Genomic DNA, 16,712 nt, shown 5'->3' with positions numbered 1-16,712 from the left:
GCTAGCTTCCTCGCCGGGGCTCCTCCGCGGAAGAGCCCGCTCCCGCGAATCGCTCCGCCTGCATCGCGAACGCCTCCGCCAGCTCGGGCGGCCCGACGACCTCCATCTCCACCTCGAACCGGCCGAAGGATGCCGCGAGCGCACCCCACGACCACGATCCGGCTTCGAGCGTGCAGCGGCCCTCGTCGACCACCGTCACGGTTCCGTCACCCGCGAAGGGCCGGACGCGATGCGCCGGCGCGTACAGGACGACCGTTCCACGGCACGGCCACTCGTTGGCATCCGATCCCTTGAAACGCCCCGAGACGAAGGCGTCGACGTCACCACCGGGCACGACCCGCGGCACGAAGGGGGCGCCGTGCGGCACGCACGGGTGGATCCGCTCGGCGGCGAAGAGTCGCCAGTCGTCGCGGTCGAGATCCCACCCGAGCAGGTACCACCGGCCGTGCGAGGTGACGAGGTGATGCGGCTCGACGCGTCTCGGCTGGGGGTCACCCTCGCCCCTCGGCAGGTAATCGAACCGCAGCGTCACCCGGTCGCGCACCGCCTGCGCCAGGGTCAGCAGAACGTCGAGCGGCACCGCGGCGATCGGCGCCTCGCCCGGACGCCCGACCGTCGTCACCTCGACCGCGTCGAGCCGGTGACGAAGCCGCGACGGAAGCACCTGGCGCATCGTCGCGAGAGCCCGGACCGCGGCCTCGCCGATCCCGGCACCGAGCGCCGGCGCCGCCCGCAACGCAATCGCGACGGCGAGCGCCTGATCGTCGTCGAACAGGAGCGGGGGCATGTCGTTGCCGGCTTCGAGCCGGTATCCGCCTTCAGGGCCCATCGTCGACTCGATGCGGTAACCCATCCCGCGGAGCCGATCGATATCGCGCCGCACCGTGCGATCGCTGATACCGAGCCGCGTCGCCAGCACCGATCCCGGCCAGTCACGCCGGGCCTGCAGCAGCGACAGCAGGGTGAGCAATCGCGACGTCGTGGCCATGCATCCACGGTAGATCGCATCTAGGACAGAACCAGACCTATACGGGTGGGACTCTCGTTCCACGGGCCGATTCCGGCCGAGATACCGAGGAGCAGAAATGTCCGTGCAGACCACCACCCACCTGAACTTCCGAGGCGACGCCCGCGAGGCGCTCACGTTCTACCAGTCCGTCTTCGGCGGCCACCTCGTGATCAACACGTACGCGGATTTCGGGATGCCGGCCGAGATCCCCGGATCCGACAAGGTCGTCTTCGGCCTGGTCGCCGCCGAGAACGGATTCCGCGTGATGGGTTACGACATCCCGGGGCTCACCGAAGGCGGCATCGCGGGCGGCGGTGCGACGCGCCGCGAGAACGGCACGACCGTCACCGAACAAGCGGCGTTCGTATCGATCCGTACGCCGACGCTCGAGGAGCTGCAGGGCTACTGGGATGCTCTGGCTGTGGATGCCGCGGTCGTCGAGCCGCTGGGGGCTTCGGCGTGGAGTGCCGGGTTCGGGATGTTGACGGACCGGTTTGGGGTCACGTGGAGTGTGTCGGTCACCACCGAATAAGCACGCATAAACTGAGCGGCATAGGTGTGCCCGGCGTATCGGGAGACTGGGGGGTAGAGTCCCGTCGCCCGGGTTCGGATGATGGCTTTCCACTCAAATGCCCGTGTGGAAGACGGAGGCCCCCGGCCCGATAGCCTTCGACAATGACACGAACCGTCCTCGCGCACGCCGCTGCACTTGCCGCCCTCATCCTAGGCGTCTTACTGGCCGGCGACGTCGGAGCTTTACTGAAGACCCCATTGAACGCGATCGTCGTAACTCTGGCTATCTTACTGGCAGCCGTTTTGGCAGTTTGGGATGTTGTCGGGGCGAAGCGAAGTCAGCCTATCCGCTACCGCGGCAGAGACCGCAACAAGAAAATTCTCAACTATATGATCCGGGTTCTGAAGTTCGACGGACAATGTGTGATGTCCTCGAACGACCTGAGTTGGGTGGCGGGGGAGGCGCGCGACGCCCTTTTTGAAAAAGCTAGGCAAAAATCTTTAGCACTTGTGATGCCACGCCCAACCGACCTTAGTCGAGAACTCGAAAACGCTGGAGCAGAGACCTACTACTATGGCGATCGGGATTTCAGATTTCGGAGCCGGTTCACTCTGGTGAATCATGCGCGCGCCGACGCTTGGGTCGCTATCGGACACGGGGACAGTGGTGCTCATACCATCCGTGAGGTTCACGCCGAAAGCGACCCAACCGTCTACCTGGCTGACGATCTCTATCGGCTGGCAAAGCGCCACGTTGCGGCAGGAGCCACGCCTTGAACGAAGACATTCGAATCGTTGCGCACAAGGCCCAGACCGCTGTTACCGGCGAATGGGATTTGATCGCTCCTGAGCGAGACGCGCAAGTGGCCGGTAATCACGATGCATCCTTCACCCGAGTGTTAGAACCCTGGGTTCTCGATCGAACCCGCGGGGCGCGGAACATCATTGATGTGGGCTGCGGCACTGGGCGTCTCACCTCGAAACTCCACCTTCGCGCCGAGACGGTAGTCGGGATTGACCCCAGTAGCGTCAGTATCGACATTGCTCAGTCGCACGATGACGGAACAAGATACGCCGTCGCCTCGGCAGAGCAGTGGGCCGCGCAGCATCCGGACGCTGAAATCGATCTCGTAGTAGCCAACATGGTTCTTATGGATGCGCTGCATCTTGACTCTTTCATTGCGGCGATCGCACGCATCGCACGCAAGGGACGAATCCTCGCAACGATGACCCACCCCACATTTTGGCCCATTTATTGGGGGTACGCGACGAACCCGGGCTTTGACTACCTCACCGAGGCTGTTATCGAAGCACCATTCAAGACAAGCTCCCACGAGTTCGGCCTAATAGCAACTCATGTTCATCGACCACTAAGCACATACCTGCAGGCGTTCCGCACAAATGGCCTTAAGGTAACTCACCTCCAGGAGCTTCGCGGACCCGAGCCACGCGTTACGTTTCCGTTTCCGCGTTTCATCGGAATAGAGGCCGTCGTCGAATAGTGCGCCGAGCTTGATAAGACCGGGGAAGGCATTCACGAAACGCCCGGGCCTTCGCCTGGATCGCCGTGACGCGAGCACCCCCTTCGCGCGTTTGGCCTTACCTCCGGATGGCCTAGGCGCGAAATCCTCGGTGTCGGCACTGGACCGCCTGCGCAGCGCCTCCAATTCAGTCTCCGGGCACGATACAACAGTGGCCGCTTCGCAAGGGACGAAGAACCTAGCCGCCCTCGAAAACCAGATAGAGCGCGTAAGCGCCGACATCTAACTTCTGCTGCCCACGCGAATCGTTGTCAGCCTTCTACTGGAGAGGGAACACGGCGGCGGCCTCCCTCCGCTCGCGACACCTTTCAGCATCCCGATGCGCTTCGTTGCGCCCGACACACCCTGGGCGAGGATTGCGGTGGCGCCGTCGCCTACTTGTCCACAGATGAGCACGGTTCACGCGCTGTGAGCTGATGCCACCACTAACGTTGCTGCGTGGACGACATCATCTTCACGCCGAATTGCACAATTTGCCTGGTTCGCCTCGAAATTCATGGATCCTGGGTTGAGGCCTGTTGGCGGTGCCCATCCTGCGGTGCCATCACCGCGCCATAGGTGGGCAACGACTGGTTTGAGTCCCTGGCCCTGAGAAGTCTGGAACTGGCGTCGGCAGACCGCCGCTGCTGCAGGGCGGAATGAGTCACTAAGCCTAGGGCAACGCCCAGGGCGCACGTGACCGCTCGGTTGGATGCGCACCAACCTGGACGGCGTCAAGCTCCCGCCGTGCAGGCACAAAAAGTGGTGGCGCGAACCGATGCCGAATATGTGTCTGCGCCGCCAGAAGAGGTTGGCAGTAAGGCAACGTTCGGCGCTTGTCAACTCCGTGCACTTCGAGGTTGCCAACGAAACGACTCGATGCCGGTCAGGACGTCTGATCACCGTCGGGTGCGCAACGTAGACGAGAGCTTTGCCGTCTGCGAACAGGCGCCGGCGACCGGAAGTCCCTTCGTATGCTGCCTTTCAGGACCGAAGACCCATCAGCCCTAAGCCGACTCGTGGCATCGAAATCCGATGAAGCGACGCTCGCTAATGAATCACTCCCCAGGCGAGTTCGAGTTTTGTGACCCAGAAGACCTGAGCGCCTCTGGCATGCGCCTTCGATGAGTGATCGGCGAGACCTTCATATATGCCCCTTGCTTTGCGGGCGGGTCCCCGACAAAATCCACTTCAGTGATTCCCAGCACGTGAAGATTGTCGACTATCAACCCGCCGCCGATCTGGCCGTGTCGCACCTCGATACGCTACCCAAGAATCGTCTGGTCTCGGGGCTCTCGTCTGCAGCTGATCTTGACAGTGTCCTGAATGAAGGCAGCGCTCCCGCTGAGCTCGCGCTTTCATTTCTCGCCGCCCCTCTAGCTGTCGCTCGTGGCGGGGCCTTCGGAAACGGACGGCACAGGGCTCAGCCATTATCGACGCCAGAATTCGCGGACTTGTTCCGGTCGTTCGCACTCCTTGATGTCAAGTTCCGGTCGCTACTCGTATTAGCTCCCAACGATGTCAAAAAGCGCTTGCAGGTGCTCCCGGGTGGTCACTTTTCCGACCTGATCCCGCACTGCGATCGATTTGAGATTCAGCGTGCGCTTGCGCTTGCTTTGTTCGTCGTAAATGACCATCTCGATGCGATCGAACGTCGCGCCGTGTAGCTTCGCATACGCGGCGAACCCGCGAGCCTTTGCGGGCGCATCAGGGAGGTGGATACCGTGAGGATCCACTAGGTCAGCACGCACATCATCACCCGCGGATCGGTAGAACACGAAGTCAGGGTAGGCAGCGGCCTTCTCGGAGGGAGTCTTGTCGTACGGGTATGCGACGGCCCAGCGTTTACGCGGCGTGTTCCTTACCCAGCAGATGAGGTCAGTGCGGGCGATCTCGGCCTCCAGCACGCCTTCCTCCCACTCGTTGAGCCTGTCGGGGAAGTAGCCCTGCGGGTCCCGGTAGAGGTTTTTCGGCCAGTCGGTGCTTCGGGTCGTCCGACGAGCTGTGACGTTGGCAGGCAGCTGTATGCGATGGGCGCTCGGAGCATCAGCCTCCTCTCTCAGTCGATCAATCTCTTCCTGCGCGTCTTCACTCAGACCGTCGAAAGCTTCTGCGTACGCCGACATCCAGGTCTCGTAGATCTCTCGTGCGCACTGCTCCAGCGCGGCAGCTGAGTCGGGATGTCTCAGTACAGCGATGACCTCTACGTGGGCCTCGTCCGACGACTTCATTCGATCAGCGAGGCGAATTCGCCGCCAGAGCTTGAGATGAAGCCCTGCGCCTGTTCGCGCACCCACTTGATCAAACAGACGCTCCAACGAAGTGGACGTCGACTCAATCTGGATCGACGTGTCTGCAGTAAGGCCAGTCAGATAGGTCAGGGTGACAGCGTTCAGCCCGATCTTTCGGCTGTCGGCCAGAGCCGCCTGGAACTCGGGATCCTGACGAAGTGACTCCAGTTGACCCCATAGTAGGTCGAGGAGTTTGTCCTCGATTTCAGTCGGGGCAGTCGGCAGGAGATCGAAGTCCGACAGGGAACCGGCCAGCCGTTCAACTCGCTGCACGGGCGGCATACGCCGTGGTCTGGGCACAATGTAGGTCCTGAGCAGGGCGGCGCGTTCTTCGATCCGCGAATAGAGCCGCTCATCACGCTCGCAAGTGACAACTTCGGCGCCCTCGTCGGCATCGATTGCAGGGAACGAGTCAGGGTCGCCAGCCTTCAGTCGCTTGACGATGTCCTGCACGGCGGCGCGATTGTACTTCGGAAGATAGAGCGAAACTGAGTTGAGCACGTCGTCCTCCGAGACACGCCGGGCAAGTGGCGTGCGTACCATGCGCCCCACCAACTGAGCGATCGACGTTGGGTCCTCGGCCGTCCGGTAGGACATCATGACTTCAGCCCGGGGACAATCCCAACCCGTGACTAGCGACGTCTTGAAGAACACAACGCGGACAAGTGGGTCCGCGTCGATGTCGGAGGCGTTAATGTACCGGAGACGTCGAGATCCCCCGATGCCGATCCCGGTGGGTGCGTCCCCGAAGCTGTGCGCGAAGGCATCCGGATGCTGAGCGCCGATGACTTCTTCGATGGCTTGTATGGCCGACTCGATGTCAGTGGCGGAGATCGAATCACTGGTGCGGTCTTCAACTTGAACGACCAGGACGGGCTCAACCGTTTTCGCGAGACCCTGACGTTCTGAATACGTGCGCCAGCGAAGGGTAAAGTCCTGCAACTCCTGCGCCGCTCGCTGCAACAGCGTGTGTTCGGAATGCGTCAGGCTGTCTTCCGGGCGCCAGACAACCACTCGATCCTTGATGAGGCCAGATTTGCGTACCTCCGGGACGTCCGCCTCAGTACGGCGGACTACCCGCCGCGTGTCGTTCTGAAGCAGCTCCGTGAAGCGTGTCGGCGTGGCCGACAGCCCAACGATGATTGGTATCGGGTTGAGGTTCTCGCTGCCCAGGATGAATCGCTGAACAATCGTGCTCGCGCCGTCGGCAGCCGACCCACGCTCCATGCCGCGATGCGCTTCGTCGATCACCAGAATGAACTTCGCGGGATCGCGCGCGACGGTACGGTTAAGGATCTCCCAGATCGTGTACGGTCGAGCCTCCCCGTCGTTGACCAAACCTGCGTTCGCCGCGAGTTTTTGGGTGTTCAAGAAGTAGATTCGGCCAGGTGACAACTCGGCCCCGCTGAAGTCGTTGTCGAGATCAATCAATCGGGAGTCCAGCTCGCTTGACGCGGCCGAGAGCCGTCGAGCGGTCTGCTCGTTCACTTTCGGAAGATCACTGAGCCACACGACGGTGAGCCTGTCCTCGCCCACCTGATCCGCGTCTCCCGCGAAGAGTGCTTCCAACACCGCGGCGGCCATGACAGTCTTTCCGGCACCGGTTGGCGCAATGAGAGTGACAACTTGCCCGCCTGCTGCGCCTCCAACTTGAGCCACTTCGTTCATGCTCAGCCGGACGTTTCGAATGGCATCTCCGACCACGTCCTGCTGGAAACGAAGCAGCGAAAACTTCATCGGTAGGCCTCGATCGTGTTGATTCGGAAGTTTGTGAGGTAGTCCCGGTAGAGCATCGAGGCCGTCATTCCTTCGGGTAGCCGGGCTGTCATTTGGCGGTACGCGTCCTCGGAATCCGTGACCAAGTAAACGTGCTCAACACCGTCCGCCGCCGCGAGCGCGCGAAGGAAGTTAGCGTACGCGGCGCGGTGGAAGAGGACCGCATAGTTGCTGCGCGTCGCAATGCCGAAATGAGCAGATGCGTCGAGCGATCCGCGTTCGCCAATCCCTCCGGCTTGAAGCCAGAGAAGTGGCTCGATGGCGGCGAACTCAGTCCCTTGCCGCACGTCATCCTTGTCGAGGTACCTCAGCTCGAAGAACTCAACGTTCTCATCGAAGCCGTCCGAGAAGGACCGACCGTCCGCGTACTTGCCCACGGCGGGGCTTCCGTCTGGCGTGCGCCCCGTGAGCGCCGCCTCCACGCGCGGACGGGTTGCGAGCCGGAATATGCCGTGCCTCTCGTACTCCTCGTCTCCGGGCAAGTGGCCCTCTCGACGCAGGCGTCGGCTTGTTTTCGCATCGACTTCGTTGTTGGTCACCAAGATTGTGCGCCGCGAGCCCTGGTCCGACTCATTTATGAGTGAGGTGGCGTGCAAGGTCGTCCCGGAGCCGGCGAAGAAGTCGAGGATGAGTGCGTTTGGCCTGTCGCGTACGACAGCGAGCAGCGCGTCACGGACCGAGTAGAGCGACTTCGGAAACGGGAAGGCGTTGCGCTGCCCGAGAAATTTGGCGAGCAGTGTTGTGCCGTGCGTGCCCGCGTCGTGAAGGGTATTCCACCAAACGTCCTTGTATTTCTTTCGCACAACTCGCGGCGTCCAGTAGTTGACGGTCCAAGACGTGGCTTCAGTGTTGGGGCGACCCAGAACCACCATCCCGTCGTCGATACGCGACTGCATCGAGGGTGGGATGAATCGCCAAACTCGCTCGTTGCCCTCCGCGTCCACGGGCCACACCGGAACCAAGCCATCCACCACCGAATGGTCAGGGCGCGCATCGAGGGCTAGGGATGGACCAGCGCGCACCACCTTCTTCGCGTCCGGGTCTACGTAAAGCGCATAGAACTGATTGGGCCGCTGGTGGCGGTAACTGGACTCGCCGCCACGTCGACGGGCGTGACGTAGTTCCCAGAGGGGCAGATCCTCGGCCGGGAACGGAAGCGTTACCGACGACGTCTCGACGAGCTCGGTTGCATCGGAAGCGGTCTCGAGCGCTTCGTCGTCATAGTCATCGTCATCTTCATCTGGGCCCGCATCTGAGGTCGCCCGACGGGCATCAACATCTTCGGACGCGCCATCGGAATCCTGAGCGCCATCATCAGTTGCGGACGGCTCGCGCAGTTCAGGGGCATCCTCATCGAACTCATACCAGTCCTGACTATCGAGCGTGCGGCGCCCGGTCATCAGATCGGCCTCCTCCGGTGGGAGACCGCGAATGATGCTGTTGTTCACATCAGGAATCACGAACAGGGCATACTCCGCGATCCTGGAGAAATTGAACTTTCCTGTCCCCTTCGGATTGATGACGATGCTCACCGTGTGGACGTTGTGGCTGGGAAACATCTGCTCGAGTAGCACTCCGAGATGATGCACCTCGTGCTCATCGATCGTAACGATCAGCACACCGTCAGGCTTGAGGAGTTCTCGGGCGATAGTCAGTCGCTTCTCCATGAACGACAACCACTTGCTGTGTCTCCATCGGTCGTTGTTGTCGACGTACCGGTTATTGTACTTCCAGTCCTTCGCACCTGTGTTGTAGGGCGGATCGATGTAGATGCAATCCACCTGACTCCGATACAGGTACCGCAGTAGTTGTAAAGCGTGGTAATTCTCACCGTTGATGACGGTGTGGAACGGTCGGTCGTTCGAACCACGGTGCGCACCCACCGACTTCAGCGCAGGATAGGCCGGTTCGCCAAAGCGCTTGAGGACGACGAGTTCGTGTAGGCCTGCGGTTTGCTCCGCGCCATCCGTCGCCCGAATAGTCGCGGTCTCGCCCGCAATCGTAAGAACCTTGAACTCCTGGTTGCCGGTCAGGTCCGAGCGGAACTGCACTGTGTCGTCGACGCGGATCGCGGCGCCATAGGCCCGCACGCCCTCAGGCAGGTGCCGCTCGAAGACCAGACCAAACCGCAGCTGCCGCGTCAGCGCGTCTATGCCGGCCTGCAGCTGAGCTCGTACCCCCTCGTCATGTACGCGAGCGAGCGCGTCGTCCAGCTCTGTCATTTGCTCCTCAATCAGGGTCGTCGGTTCATCGTATCGACGGGCCGCGACATTCCTGTCGGCGCGGTCCGGTCCAGGGCATGACGGCTAAACGGATGCCACGCAGGCGGGACTGGAGTGAGTAGGTCGGCCACGACTTGCTCTATGGCTCGGCCAGGGCGTTCTCTGAAAACGACCCGCTGCCAACGTGAGGGGTGCGTCGGTCGACCGCCGAATGTCCAGACGCGGTGGCCGGAAGCGATGAGCAGACTCTCCAGCCAGGCCATCTGCTCCCGGAACTGCGAGCGCAGGACTCCACCTGGTTCCGACACCCCGTACCCGAGCAGAACATCAGATGTATCGTGGCGCGCCACTTCGCCCTCAATCTGAATGCGACCGAGGTGCCAGATGGCCTCGGCGCCCGGCACGGACATGTCACGCACTCCCGCGAGCTTCGCAGGGAAGATATTCGCGATCGACGAGGACGTGCATCCGAGGGCTTGCCGCGCCAAGTCCACTCGCCTGATGGTTGGTTTGCCCCCACCGCTTGGCAGGCTGTGAAGTATCGCGACGAGGTGTCTGGCCATCATGTCAGTATGACGACATCGAGGCAGTGCCTTTGCGGCGTCGTGCTTACTCGGGGGCCGGAGGCGCGCCGGTCGTGAGTGGTTCGGGCATCTTGCCCAGCTAGCCACGAATCAAGCGTTGTGTTCGAGCCGCAAGGGACGTCTAGTCCATGTCCGCCCCCGGAGTACCCTCCCCACCATGACCCCAGTCGAACTCTTCCTCCACGCCGATGCCGCGCTGCGCGAGGTCATCGACCAGCTCGATCCCGCTGACTTCTCCGCATCCGTGCCGAAGGAGTGGAGCCAGCTCGAGTCGCCCACGCTGCTCGGCATCCTCGGACGACACGCCTACGACGAAGCATGGATTCCCGACGTGCTCGCGGGCCGAGCCGCCGCGGACGGTGACCCGTACGCCGGCGTCGATCTGCTCGGCGACGACCCCATCGCGTCCTATGACGAGCTCAACGACACGGCGACGGAAGCCGTGCGGTCGGGCGACGTAGCCGAGACCTTACGGTTCACCTACGGCGACTACCCGGCCGACGAGGGCTTCGCGCACCTCGCGACGTATCGCGCGTTCCAGGCTTACTCGATCGCGAAGCACTTCGGCATCCCGTTCCACCTCTCCCCCGAGCTGGTCGTCGGATTCAACGAGCACGTGGTCCCGCACGCCGACGAGTGGCGGCAGTGGGGCGTCTTCCCGCCGGCCATCGAGCCGCCCGCGGACGCCGACGACGATACGCAGCTGCTATGCACGCTCGGATTCTGGCAACCCTGACGTCCGCGGTCAGGCGATCCGCATCGGTTTGCCCGTGCGCGCGCTCGCATCGAGCGCAGTGTCCATTACCGCAATGAGCTGCCGCCCATCGGCCGTCACGAAGTAATCACCGAGCGAGGTGATCGTGTCGGCGATGCCGCTCCCCCACGGCGGGCTGACGTCCGGCTTGTCGATGTCCCAGACCACGTCGGCGGGCGCGTATTGCCGCAACTCCCGCTCGACGTCCGCCAGTTCCACGCGGGCGAGCTCCGTGGCATCCGGAGACATCTCACCATCCCGATACAGAGCCGCGAGCGTCGGGAACCGCGAGCCGCGAGCACCTCCCTCGAGCCGAACCGTGACGGTGTCGAAGAACGACCCGAGGAAGTCGGCGCGTCCGACGGGATACGCGATTGGACCCACCCGCAGACTGACGCTCATGGCAAGAGCTTAGGAAGGCTCAGTCCGCGTCTCACGGCGCGGGGTTCTCGATCAGGTTCACCTGCGTGCCGTCGATGTCGACCAGGTTCCCGATCCGCAATCCCGACGGCTGCATCGTCACCGGATGAACGCGCGGGAACCCGACCGTCTTCTCGGCGACGCCCGCCGACGTGATGCGTCGGTACAGCTCATCGACGTCGTCGACGCGGATGCTGCGCATGAACGAGCTGCTCGCGGGGTCGAGGTCGGCGAAGGGGAAGAACTCCAGCGAGAGCTCGCCGCGCCGAAGGATGAGCCAGCCCTCGTCGCGGTAGTCCTGCTCGAACCCGAACCCTCGATAGAACGCGATGGTGGCGTCGAAGTCGCGAGACGGCAGGTTCGGGACGGCGCGATCGGTCATGCCGGTGACCCTATCGGGCCACTCGGCTGGGCGGAGAGGTCCGCGGCGACAGGCTCCCGGAACCCGCGGACGATGAGCAGGATCGCGAGCCAGACCTCGAAGGCGAACACCGGCAGCGCCGCCACCCCCGCGACCGGCCCGTTGAGAGGGATGACCGCCCACAGCTGGCAGTGGTTGCTCGCGAGCACGAGCGCGCCCCCGACGAGGCCGAGCGCGGCGAGCGCGCGGGGAACGACGCGCGCGTCCCACAGCAGCCACCCGAGCACGATCGTGTTGACACTGATCACCAAGCCTTGACCCACCAGGAACGAGGCGGTGTGCATCGCGGATGCCACCTCCGTCACCGCGCCACCAGCCATCGGCGCCCACATCATCGCGAGCATCGGCAGCGTCCCGGCGATGATGACCGCCGCTTCGACCGCGCGGAGGATCGCGAAGGTCGCGGCGCGGACCGGCCCAAAGGCGCGCAAGAGGTGCCAGAGCAGCACCCCCGTCCCCGCGCACCCGATCGCGAGGGCGAACTCGAGCGTGATTCCCGCCGGGAGAAGCCCGGCACCATACGCGACCACGGCGACGACCGACGTCACGTGGGTCACCAAGTAGAGGATGCCGGCGGCGCGGGCGTGCTGGCGCGGGGTGTGCCGCGAGAGGGACGGAGAAGCGTTGGTGTATACGGTGTATGCCTGCATGATCGAGAGTATGGATATACGCTGTACATATGTCAACTCCCCCGCGCCTCGACAGGGAGCGCGTCGTCGAGGCTGCGGTCGCGATGGCCGACGAGCAGGGGCTCGATCGGACGAGCATGCGGCGGGCTCTCGCCGACCAGCTGAAGGTCACCCCGATGGCGCTATACAACCACGTCGCCAACCGTTCCGAGCTGATCGACAACATGCTCGACCACGTGATCGCCGGCGTCCCCGACGTCGACGCCGAAGGCGACTGGATGCACGCAACGCGGGCGCGGATCTTCGCGGCCCGAGCGGCGTTCGCCGCGCACCCCTGGGCTCGAGAAGCGATCGAGACGCGCCCGCTCGCGACCCCGCTGACCCTGCGGCACATGGACGCCCTGATGGCGGGCATGTTCGCCGGCGGGCTCTCGGCCGATCTCGTGCATCACACGATGCACGCCCTGTCGACACGCATGTGGGGCTTCACGCGGGACGTGCTGCCGACCCCGCAACCGCCCAGCGATCCCGACGAACGGGCGCGCGCGATGGCGACCTTCGCGACGTCGTATCCCGCGATCGTGCGCATGGCCACCACCTCTCCCCACGCGGGTGAGGCGTGCGACGACGATGCCGAGTTCGGTTTCGCCCTCGATCTGATCCTCGCTGGGACGCGGCGGCTGCACGAGCAGGGATGGACCCGCGCGATGCCCGTCGACGACGCCCTCCGGGGCTGATCGCGCCCCCGGCTAAGCCCCGCCTGCGAAGTGCTCCCAGCGCCCCTCCGACACCACGCGCACCTCATCGCCCTCGACCATGAGGGCCGTCTCGTCGTCGATCGCATAGGCCGGACCACCGATCTTCGCCGCCCACCGGCGCGCGCTCTCCGTCGTGTTCGACGACCAGCCCGGATAGTCCAGGTGCGGGAAGATCGAGAACTCGACGAGACCGAGCGTCTCGTCGGTGCCGTCCGGCTGCCACTCGACGAACTCTGGCCCGATGCGCGGCGTCAGCACCATGCTGCCGGCACTCACCCCGACCCACACCGTGTCTGACAGTGACGGAAGCAGGTCAGCGAGCCCCGACTCGCGCAGCCAGTGCGCGAGGTACACCGCCTCGCCTCCGTCGACGAGGAGGACATCGGCCTCTCGCACCCACGGCTCCCAGCGCTCGCGACGCATGGTGGGCAACGCGAGGAGCTCAAGGACCCCGACGGACTCCCAGCCCAGCTCCACGAGACGCGTCTTCCCCGAGACAGCGCGCCACAGGCTCTCGGGCGTGCACATCGGGTGGCCCCACTGCGCCGTCGGGATCACCAACGCGCGCGACTCCTCGATCGGCTTGCCGAGCAGCTCGACGAGAGCGGCACGGATGCTGTCGTTCGTGACACCACCGGAGGTGAGGAGGAGTCTCACGCCGTCACCGCGATCGACACGGCTGGGTCACATCCCCGGCGCCATATCCGCGAACCGCGAATAATGCCCCTGGAACGCCACCGTGATCGTATCGGTCGGCCCGTTACGATGCTTCGCCACGATCAGGTCCGCCTCGCCCGCACGCGGGGAGTCCTTCTCGTACGCGGCCTCACGGTGCAGGAGCACGACCATGTCGGCATCCTGCTCGATCGAGCCCGACTCACGCAGGTCGGAGAGAGCCGGCTTCTTGTCGGCGCGCTGCTCGGCACCACGGTTCAGCTGCGACAGGGCGATGACGGGAACCTGCAGCTCCTTCGCCATCAGCTTCAGCGCACGCGAGAACTCACTGACCTCTTGCTGGCGCGACTCGACGCGCTTACCGCTCGTGAGCAGCTGCAGGTAGTCGATGACGACCATCTTCAAACCCTCGCGCTGCTTCAGGCGACGGCACTTCGCGCGGATCTCGACCAGCGTCATGTTCGGGCTGTCGTCGATGTAGAGGGGCGCGTCGTTGATGCGGCCGCGGGTGGCGGCGACGGTGGTCCAGTCGCGGGAGTCGAGGGTTCCCTTGCGCATGCTCTGCAGCGGGATGGCTCCCTCGGCGCTGAGCAGGCGCATCGCAATCTCGGACCGACCCATTTCGAGCGAGAAGAAGATGCACGGAGCGTTCGACTTGATCGCGGCGGCGCGGGCGAAGTCGAGCGCGAGCGTCGACTTACCCATGGCCGGACGCGCGGCGAGAACGATCATCTGACCGGGGTGCAGGCCGTTGGTCAGCTGATCGAGACCGGCGAAGCCGGTGGGGATGCCGGTCATCGACCCGTCGCGGCCGCGAGCGGCCTCGATCTCGTCGACAGCGGCATCCACGGCCACCGTCAGGGGAATGTAGTCTTCGGCGCTGTCGTCGCCCGAGACGTTGTAGATCTCGGCCTGAGCGCTGTTGACGAGCTCGGTCGGGTCGCCCTCACCGGCGTAACCCATCTGCACGATGCGGGTGCCGGCCTCGACGAGGCGGCGCAGCAGAGCGCGCTCGGCGACGATCGACGCGTAATAGCCGGCGTTGGCGGCCGTGGGGACGATCGAGGTCAGGGTGTGGAGGTAATCCGCACCCCCGGCACGCTGGAGCTCGCCGGTCTTGATGAGCTCGTCGGTGACGGCCACGACGTCGGTCGGCTCACCGTGCGAGTAGAGGGTGAGGATCGCCTCGAAGATCAGCTCGTGCTTCGGCACGTAGAAGTCGGGGCCGCGAAGGGTCTCGATGACATCCGCCACGGCATCCTTCGACAGGAGCATGCCGCCCAGAGCGCTCTGCTCGGCCAGCATGTCGTGCGGCGGGGTGCGCTCGGGGCGCGGCGCTTTTCCGAGACGCTCTTCGGCGATGTCAGCGATCGACACGTGCTCTCCTTCAGTGCTCCGACGCCCCCTCACCTCCTCGCGCGCGCGCGTGGGAAGGTCGGGAACGCTGCGGGTGGGACGATCTCGCCAGCATGAAATCACCAACATCCGACATCGACGCGCGCCGGTGGTGAGGGGGATGCCCGAGGGGCTGCCCCCACGCTAGATACCACTGTCTCCACATGCAAACAGACCTGTGGATAACTCTGTGGAGAGTTTGCGGGAAACGCCGCCACGTCTGTGCACAACTACTGTGGACAACTAGGTGGATGGATACGAATTTTAGGCAAAAATAGCCCTCCGACCAGGGATAAATCTCTCCACAGCTTTTCTGTTTGAAACCTGCGTGAACTTCGGCTTGAAGGTTGTGCGCTACGGGGTTCGCATGTGCACAACTCGGGGGATAACTCGCCGGACGCCTAGCCATCCAAGGTCCCGGCTGTCAAATCATTTTTCCCATCCGGCGTGTCGCCCGTCATCCCGCGGTTACTTACCGACTACCGAGATTTCACCCCCGCCCTATCGAACCCGCCGACGCAGGCGTACCGTTGCCGCCGCAGAGTCGCTCACGATTCTTTGGGGGTGCATCGATGGATGCCACGGCGAAGCGGGGAGTGTCGCACACGCTGCGATTGCTCATCGCCGGCGCCTGCGCGGCATTCGCCCTCGCGCTCCTCTCGCTCATCCTCTCGGTGACGTCCGCGTCGGCCGATGACGGCGGGGGATCCGGTCTGCGCGGCGGAATCGCCTCGACCGTCGACGACGCGACCGATGCGGTCGCCGACGTCGCCCGCCCCGTCACCGATGCCGTCGAACCTGTCACCGATCACGTCGCCCGACACCGCGGCATCCGTCTCCGACACCGTCTCCGAAGCGCTGCCCGAGCCCGTCGCGGCCCCGGTCACCGAGATCACCGACACGGTGACCGACACCGTCACCGACACGGCGAGCGCCGTCTCCGACACGGCGGGTGACGTCACCGGTGGAGCACTCGGCACGGTCGACGCCATCATCGACGACGCGACGCAGGGGGTGTCCGATGTCGTCGACTCAGGCGTGGGCGGCACGATCGTCGAGCCCGTCGTCGACACCGTCGAGGCGCTGCCCGTGGTCGGACCCATCGTCGACGACACGGGCCTCGGGGGCGTCGTCACCGACGTGGGCGACACGGTCGACGGCACGGTTCCAGTGATCGTCGGCGAGCTTCCCTCCGTCGACCCCGTCGCTCCGGTGACGCCCATCATCCCCTCGATTCCGGTCGTGCCGACGGTTCCGATGCCCGTAGAGCCGGTCGACCCGGGCGGAGTCGTCACGCCCCCGGCCGCGCCGGTGGCGACTGACCCCGCGTCCCCGCTGCTGGTGGACGCATCGTCGACGGCTCCCCCGGCCAACCCCACCGACGCGCTCATCGTGCACGCTCGCGCGACCGCCGCGTTCTTCACCGCCGCTGCGCACTCCGCGCCGCCGACGCAGATCGCCGCCCCCGCGTCCCCCGCGGTTCCCGCCGACGCTCCGACGCCCCTCGCCACACAGAGCGTGTCGGGCGTCCCGGCCTCGTCGTCGGCATCCGGGAGCTCCGCCGCCGCGCCCTCCCCCGTCGCAACGCCCGCCGACGCCGCCTTCGGCGCCGGGATGCTGCTTCTCGCTCTGCGCCACGACGTCGACGACGACCTGCCGGGGAGCCCCGTCTTCGCCACCGACGTCTCTCCTGACTGAGGACGGTCGCGCCGTGCCCCGCACGGCAATCGACCCCGCGCATTCGC

General features: G+C 64.5%; 14 protein-coding genes. 6 read left to right on the top strand and 8 right to left on the bottom strand.

Translation table 11 applies throughout. The features are described 5' to 3' along the window. Position 1 precedes the first annotated feature (1 nt). Positions 2-988, bottom strand: a complete 987-nt coding sequence (locus QE388_RS06245) for a YafY family protein (RefSeq protein ID WP_307383951.1) — start codon at positions 986-988, stop codon at positions 2-4. A 97-nt stretch (positions 989-1,085) separates the two neighbouring features. Here QE388_RS06245 and QE388_RS06240 point away from each other — a divergent pair, with 97 nt between their 5' ends. The 3 genes from QE388_RS06240 (at position 1,086) to QE388_RS06230 (ending at position 3,024) form a co-directional block, all read left to right on the top strand. After that, positions 1,086-1,541: a VOC family protein gene (locus tag QE388_RS06240; protein ID WP_307383949.1), complete on the top strand. Its 456-nt coding sequence runs from the start codon at positions 1,086-1,088 to the stop codon at positions 1,539-1,541. A gap of 143 nt (positions 1,542-1,684) precedes the next feature. Next, positions 1,685-2,299, top strand: a complete 615-nt coding sequence (locus QE388_RS06235) for a hypothetical protein (RefSeq protein ID WP_307383948.1) — start codon at positions 1,685-1,687, stop codon at positions 2,297-2,299. Beyond that, entirely contained in the window at positions 2,296-3,024 is a 729-nt protein-coding gene (locus tag QE388_RS06230; protein ID WP_307383946.1) for a bifunctional 2-polyprenyl-6-hydroxyphenol methylase/3-demethylubiquinol 3-O-methyltransferase UbiG, read from the top strand. Before QE388_RS06235 ends, QE388_RS06230 begins: the two co-directional genes overlap by 4 nt. A gap of 1,523 nt (positions 3,025-4,547) precedes the next feature. On the opposite strand, the gene QE388_RS06225 is transcribed toward QE388_RS06230, so the two are convergent. Both QE388_RS06225 and QE388_RS06220 read right to left on the bottom strand, forming a co-directional pair. Then, positions 4,548-7,070 carry a DEAD/DEAH box helicase gene (locus QE388_RS06225; RefSeq protein WP_307383943.1) on the bottom strand — a complete coding sequence of 841 codons (2,523 nt, stop codon included), beginning with the start codon at positions 7,068-7,070 and terminating at the stop codon, positions 4,548-4,550. Further along, the gene (locus tag QE388_RS06220) at positions 7,067-9,331 is read right to left on the bottom strand and encodes a site-specific DNA-methyltransferase (RefSeq protein WP_307383940.1); all 2,265 of its coding nucleotides are present in this window, start codon (positions 9,329-9,331) and stop codon (positions 7,067-7,069) included. Before QE388_RS06220 ends, QE388_RS06225 begins: the two co-directional genes overlap by 4 nt. Positions 9,332-10,072: 741 nt before the next feature. Here QE388_RS06220 and QE388_RS06215 point away from each other — a divergent pair. Further along, positions 10,073-10,651 carry a hypothetical protein gene (locus tag QE388_RS06215; protein ID WP_307383938.1) on the top strand — a complete coding sequence of 193 codons (579 nt, stop codon included), beginning with the start codon at positions 10,073-10,075 and terminating at the stop codon, positions 10,649-10,651. A 9-nt stretch (positions 10,652-10,660) separates the two neighbouring features. Here the strand turns inward: QE388_RS06215 and QE388_RS06210 are convergent, their stop codons facing one another. Genes QE388_RS06210 through QE388_RS06200 form a run of 3 tightly spaced genes read right to left on the bottom strand, consistent with a single transcriptional unit; the run spans position 10,661 to position 12,160 of the window. Then, complete coding sequence (locus QE388_RS06210) at positions 10,661-11,071, bottom strand: Imm70 family immunity protein (RefSeq protein WP_307383936.1); 411 nt, start codon at positions 11,069-11,071, stop codon at positions 10,661-10,663. Between the two features lie 31 nt (positions 11,072-11,102). Continuing rightward, positions 11,103-11,471, bottom strand: a complete 369-nt coding sequence (locus QE388_RS06205; protein WP_307383934.1) for a bleomycin resistance protein — start codon at positions 11,469-11,471, stop codon at positions 11,103-11,105. Further along, on the bottom strand, positions 11,468-12,160 hold the full coding sequence (locus QE388_RS06200; RefSeq protein WP_307383932.1) for a DUF4386 domain-containing protein: 693 nt from the start codon (positions 12,158-12,160) through the stop codon (positions 11,468-11,470). Before QE388_RS06200 ends, QE388_RS06205 begins: the two co-directional genes overlap by 4 nt. 29 nt (positions 12,161-12,189) lie before the next feature. Between QE388_RS06200 and QE388_RS06195 the strand changes: the two genes are divergently transcribed. Then, a complete protein-coding gene (locus tag QE388_RS06195) occupies positions 12,190-12,876 on the top strand; it encodes a TetR/AcrR family transcriptional regulator (protein WP_307383930.1) in 687 nt (228 codons plus the stop codon). 12 nt (positions 12,877-12,888) lie between these two features. On the opposite strand, the gene QE388_RS06190 is transcribed toward QE388_RS06195, so the two are convergent. Further along, positions 12,889-13,554, bottom strand: coding sequence for a Type 1 glutamine amidotransferase-like domain-containing protein (locus tag QE388_RS06190; protein WP_307383929.1), 666 nt, complete (start codon positions 13,552-13,554; stop codon positions 12,889-12,891). A 27-nt stretch (positions 13,555-13,581) separates the two neighbouring features. Next, positions 13,582-14,877 (bottom strand): replicative DNA helicase, encoded by a 1,296-nt coding sequence (gene dnaB / locus QE388_RS06185; RefSeq protein WP_373426639.1) that lies wholly within the window; start codon positions 14,875-14,877, stop codon positions 13,582-13,584. A gap of 876 nt (positions 14,878-15,753) precedes the next feature. Here dnaB and QE388_RS06180 point away from each other — a divergent pair. Beyond that, a complete protein-coding gene (locus QE388_RS06180; protein ID WP_307383925.1) occupies positions 15,754-16,665 on the top strand; it encodes a hypothetical protein in 912 nt (303 codons plus the stop codon). Positions 16,666-16,712: the final 47 nt, after the last annotated feature.

The organism is Microbacterium sp. SORGH_AS_0969 (assembly GCF_030818255.1).
Taxonomy (GTDB): domain Bacteria; phylum Actinomycetota; class Actinomycetes; order Actinomycetales; family Microbacteriaceae; genus Microbacterium.
Note: the sequence above shows the minus strand (reverse complement) of the source record. Positions and strands in the feature narration are given on the sequence as shown.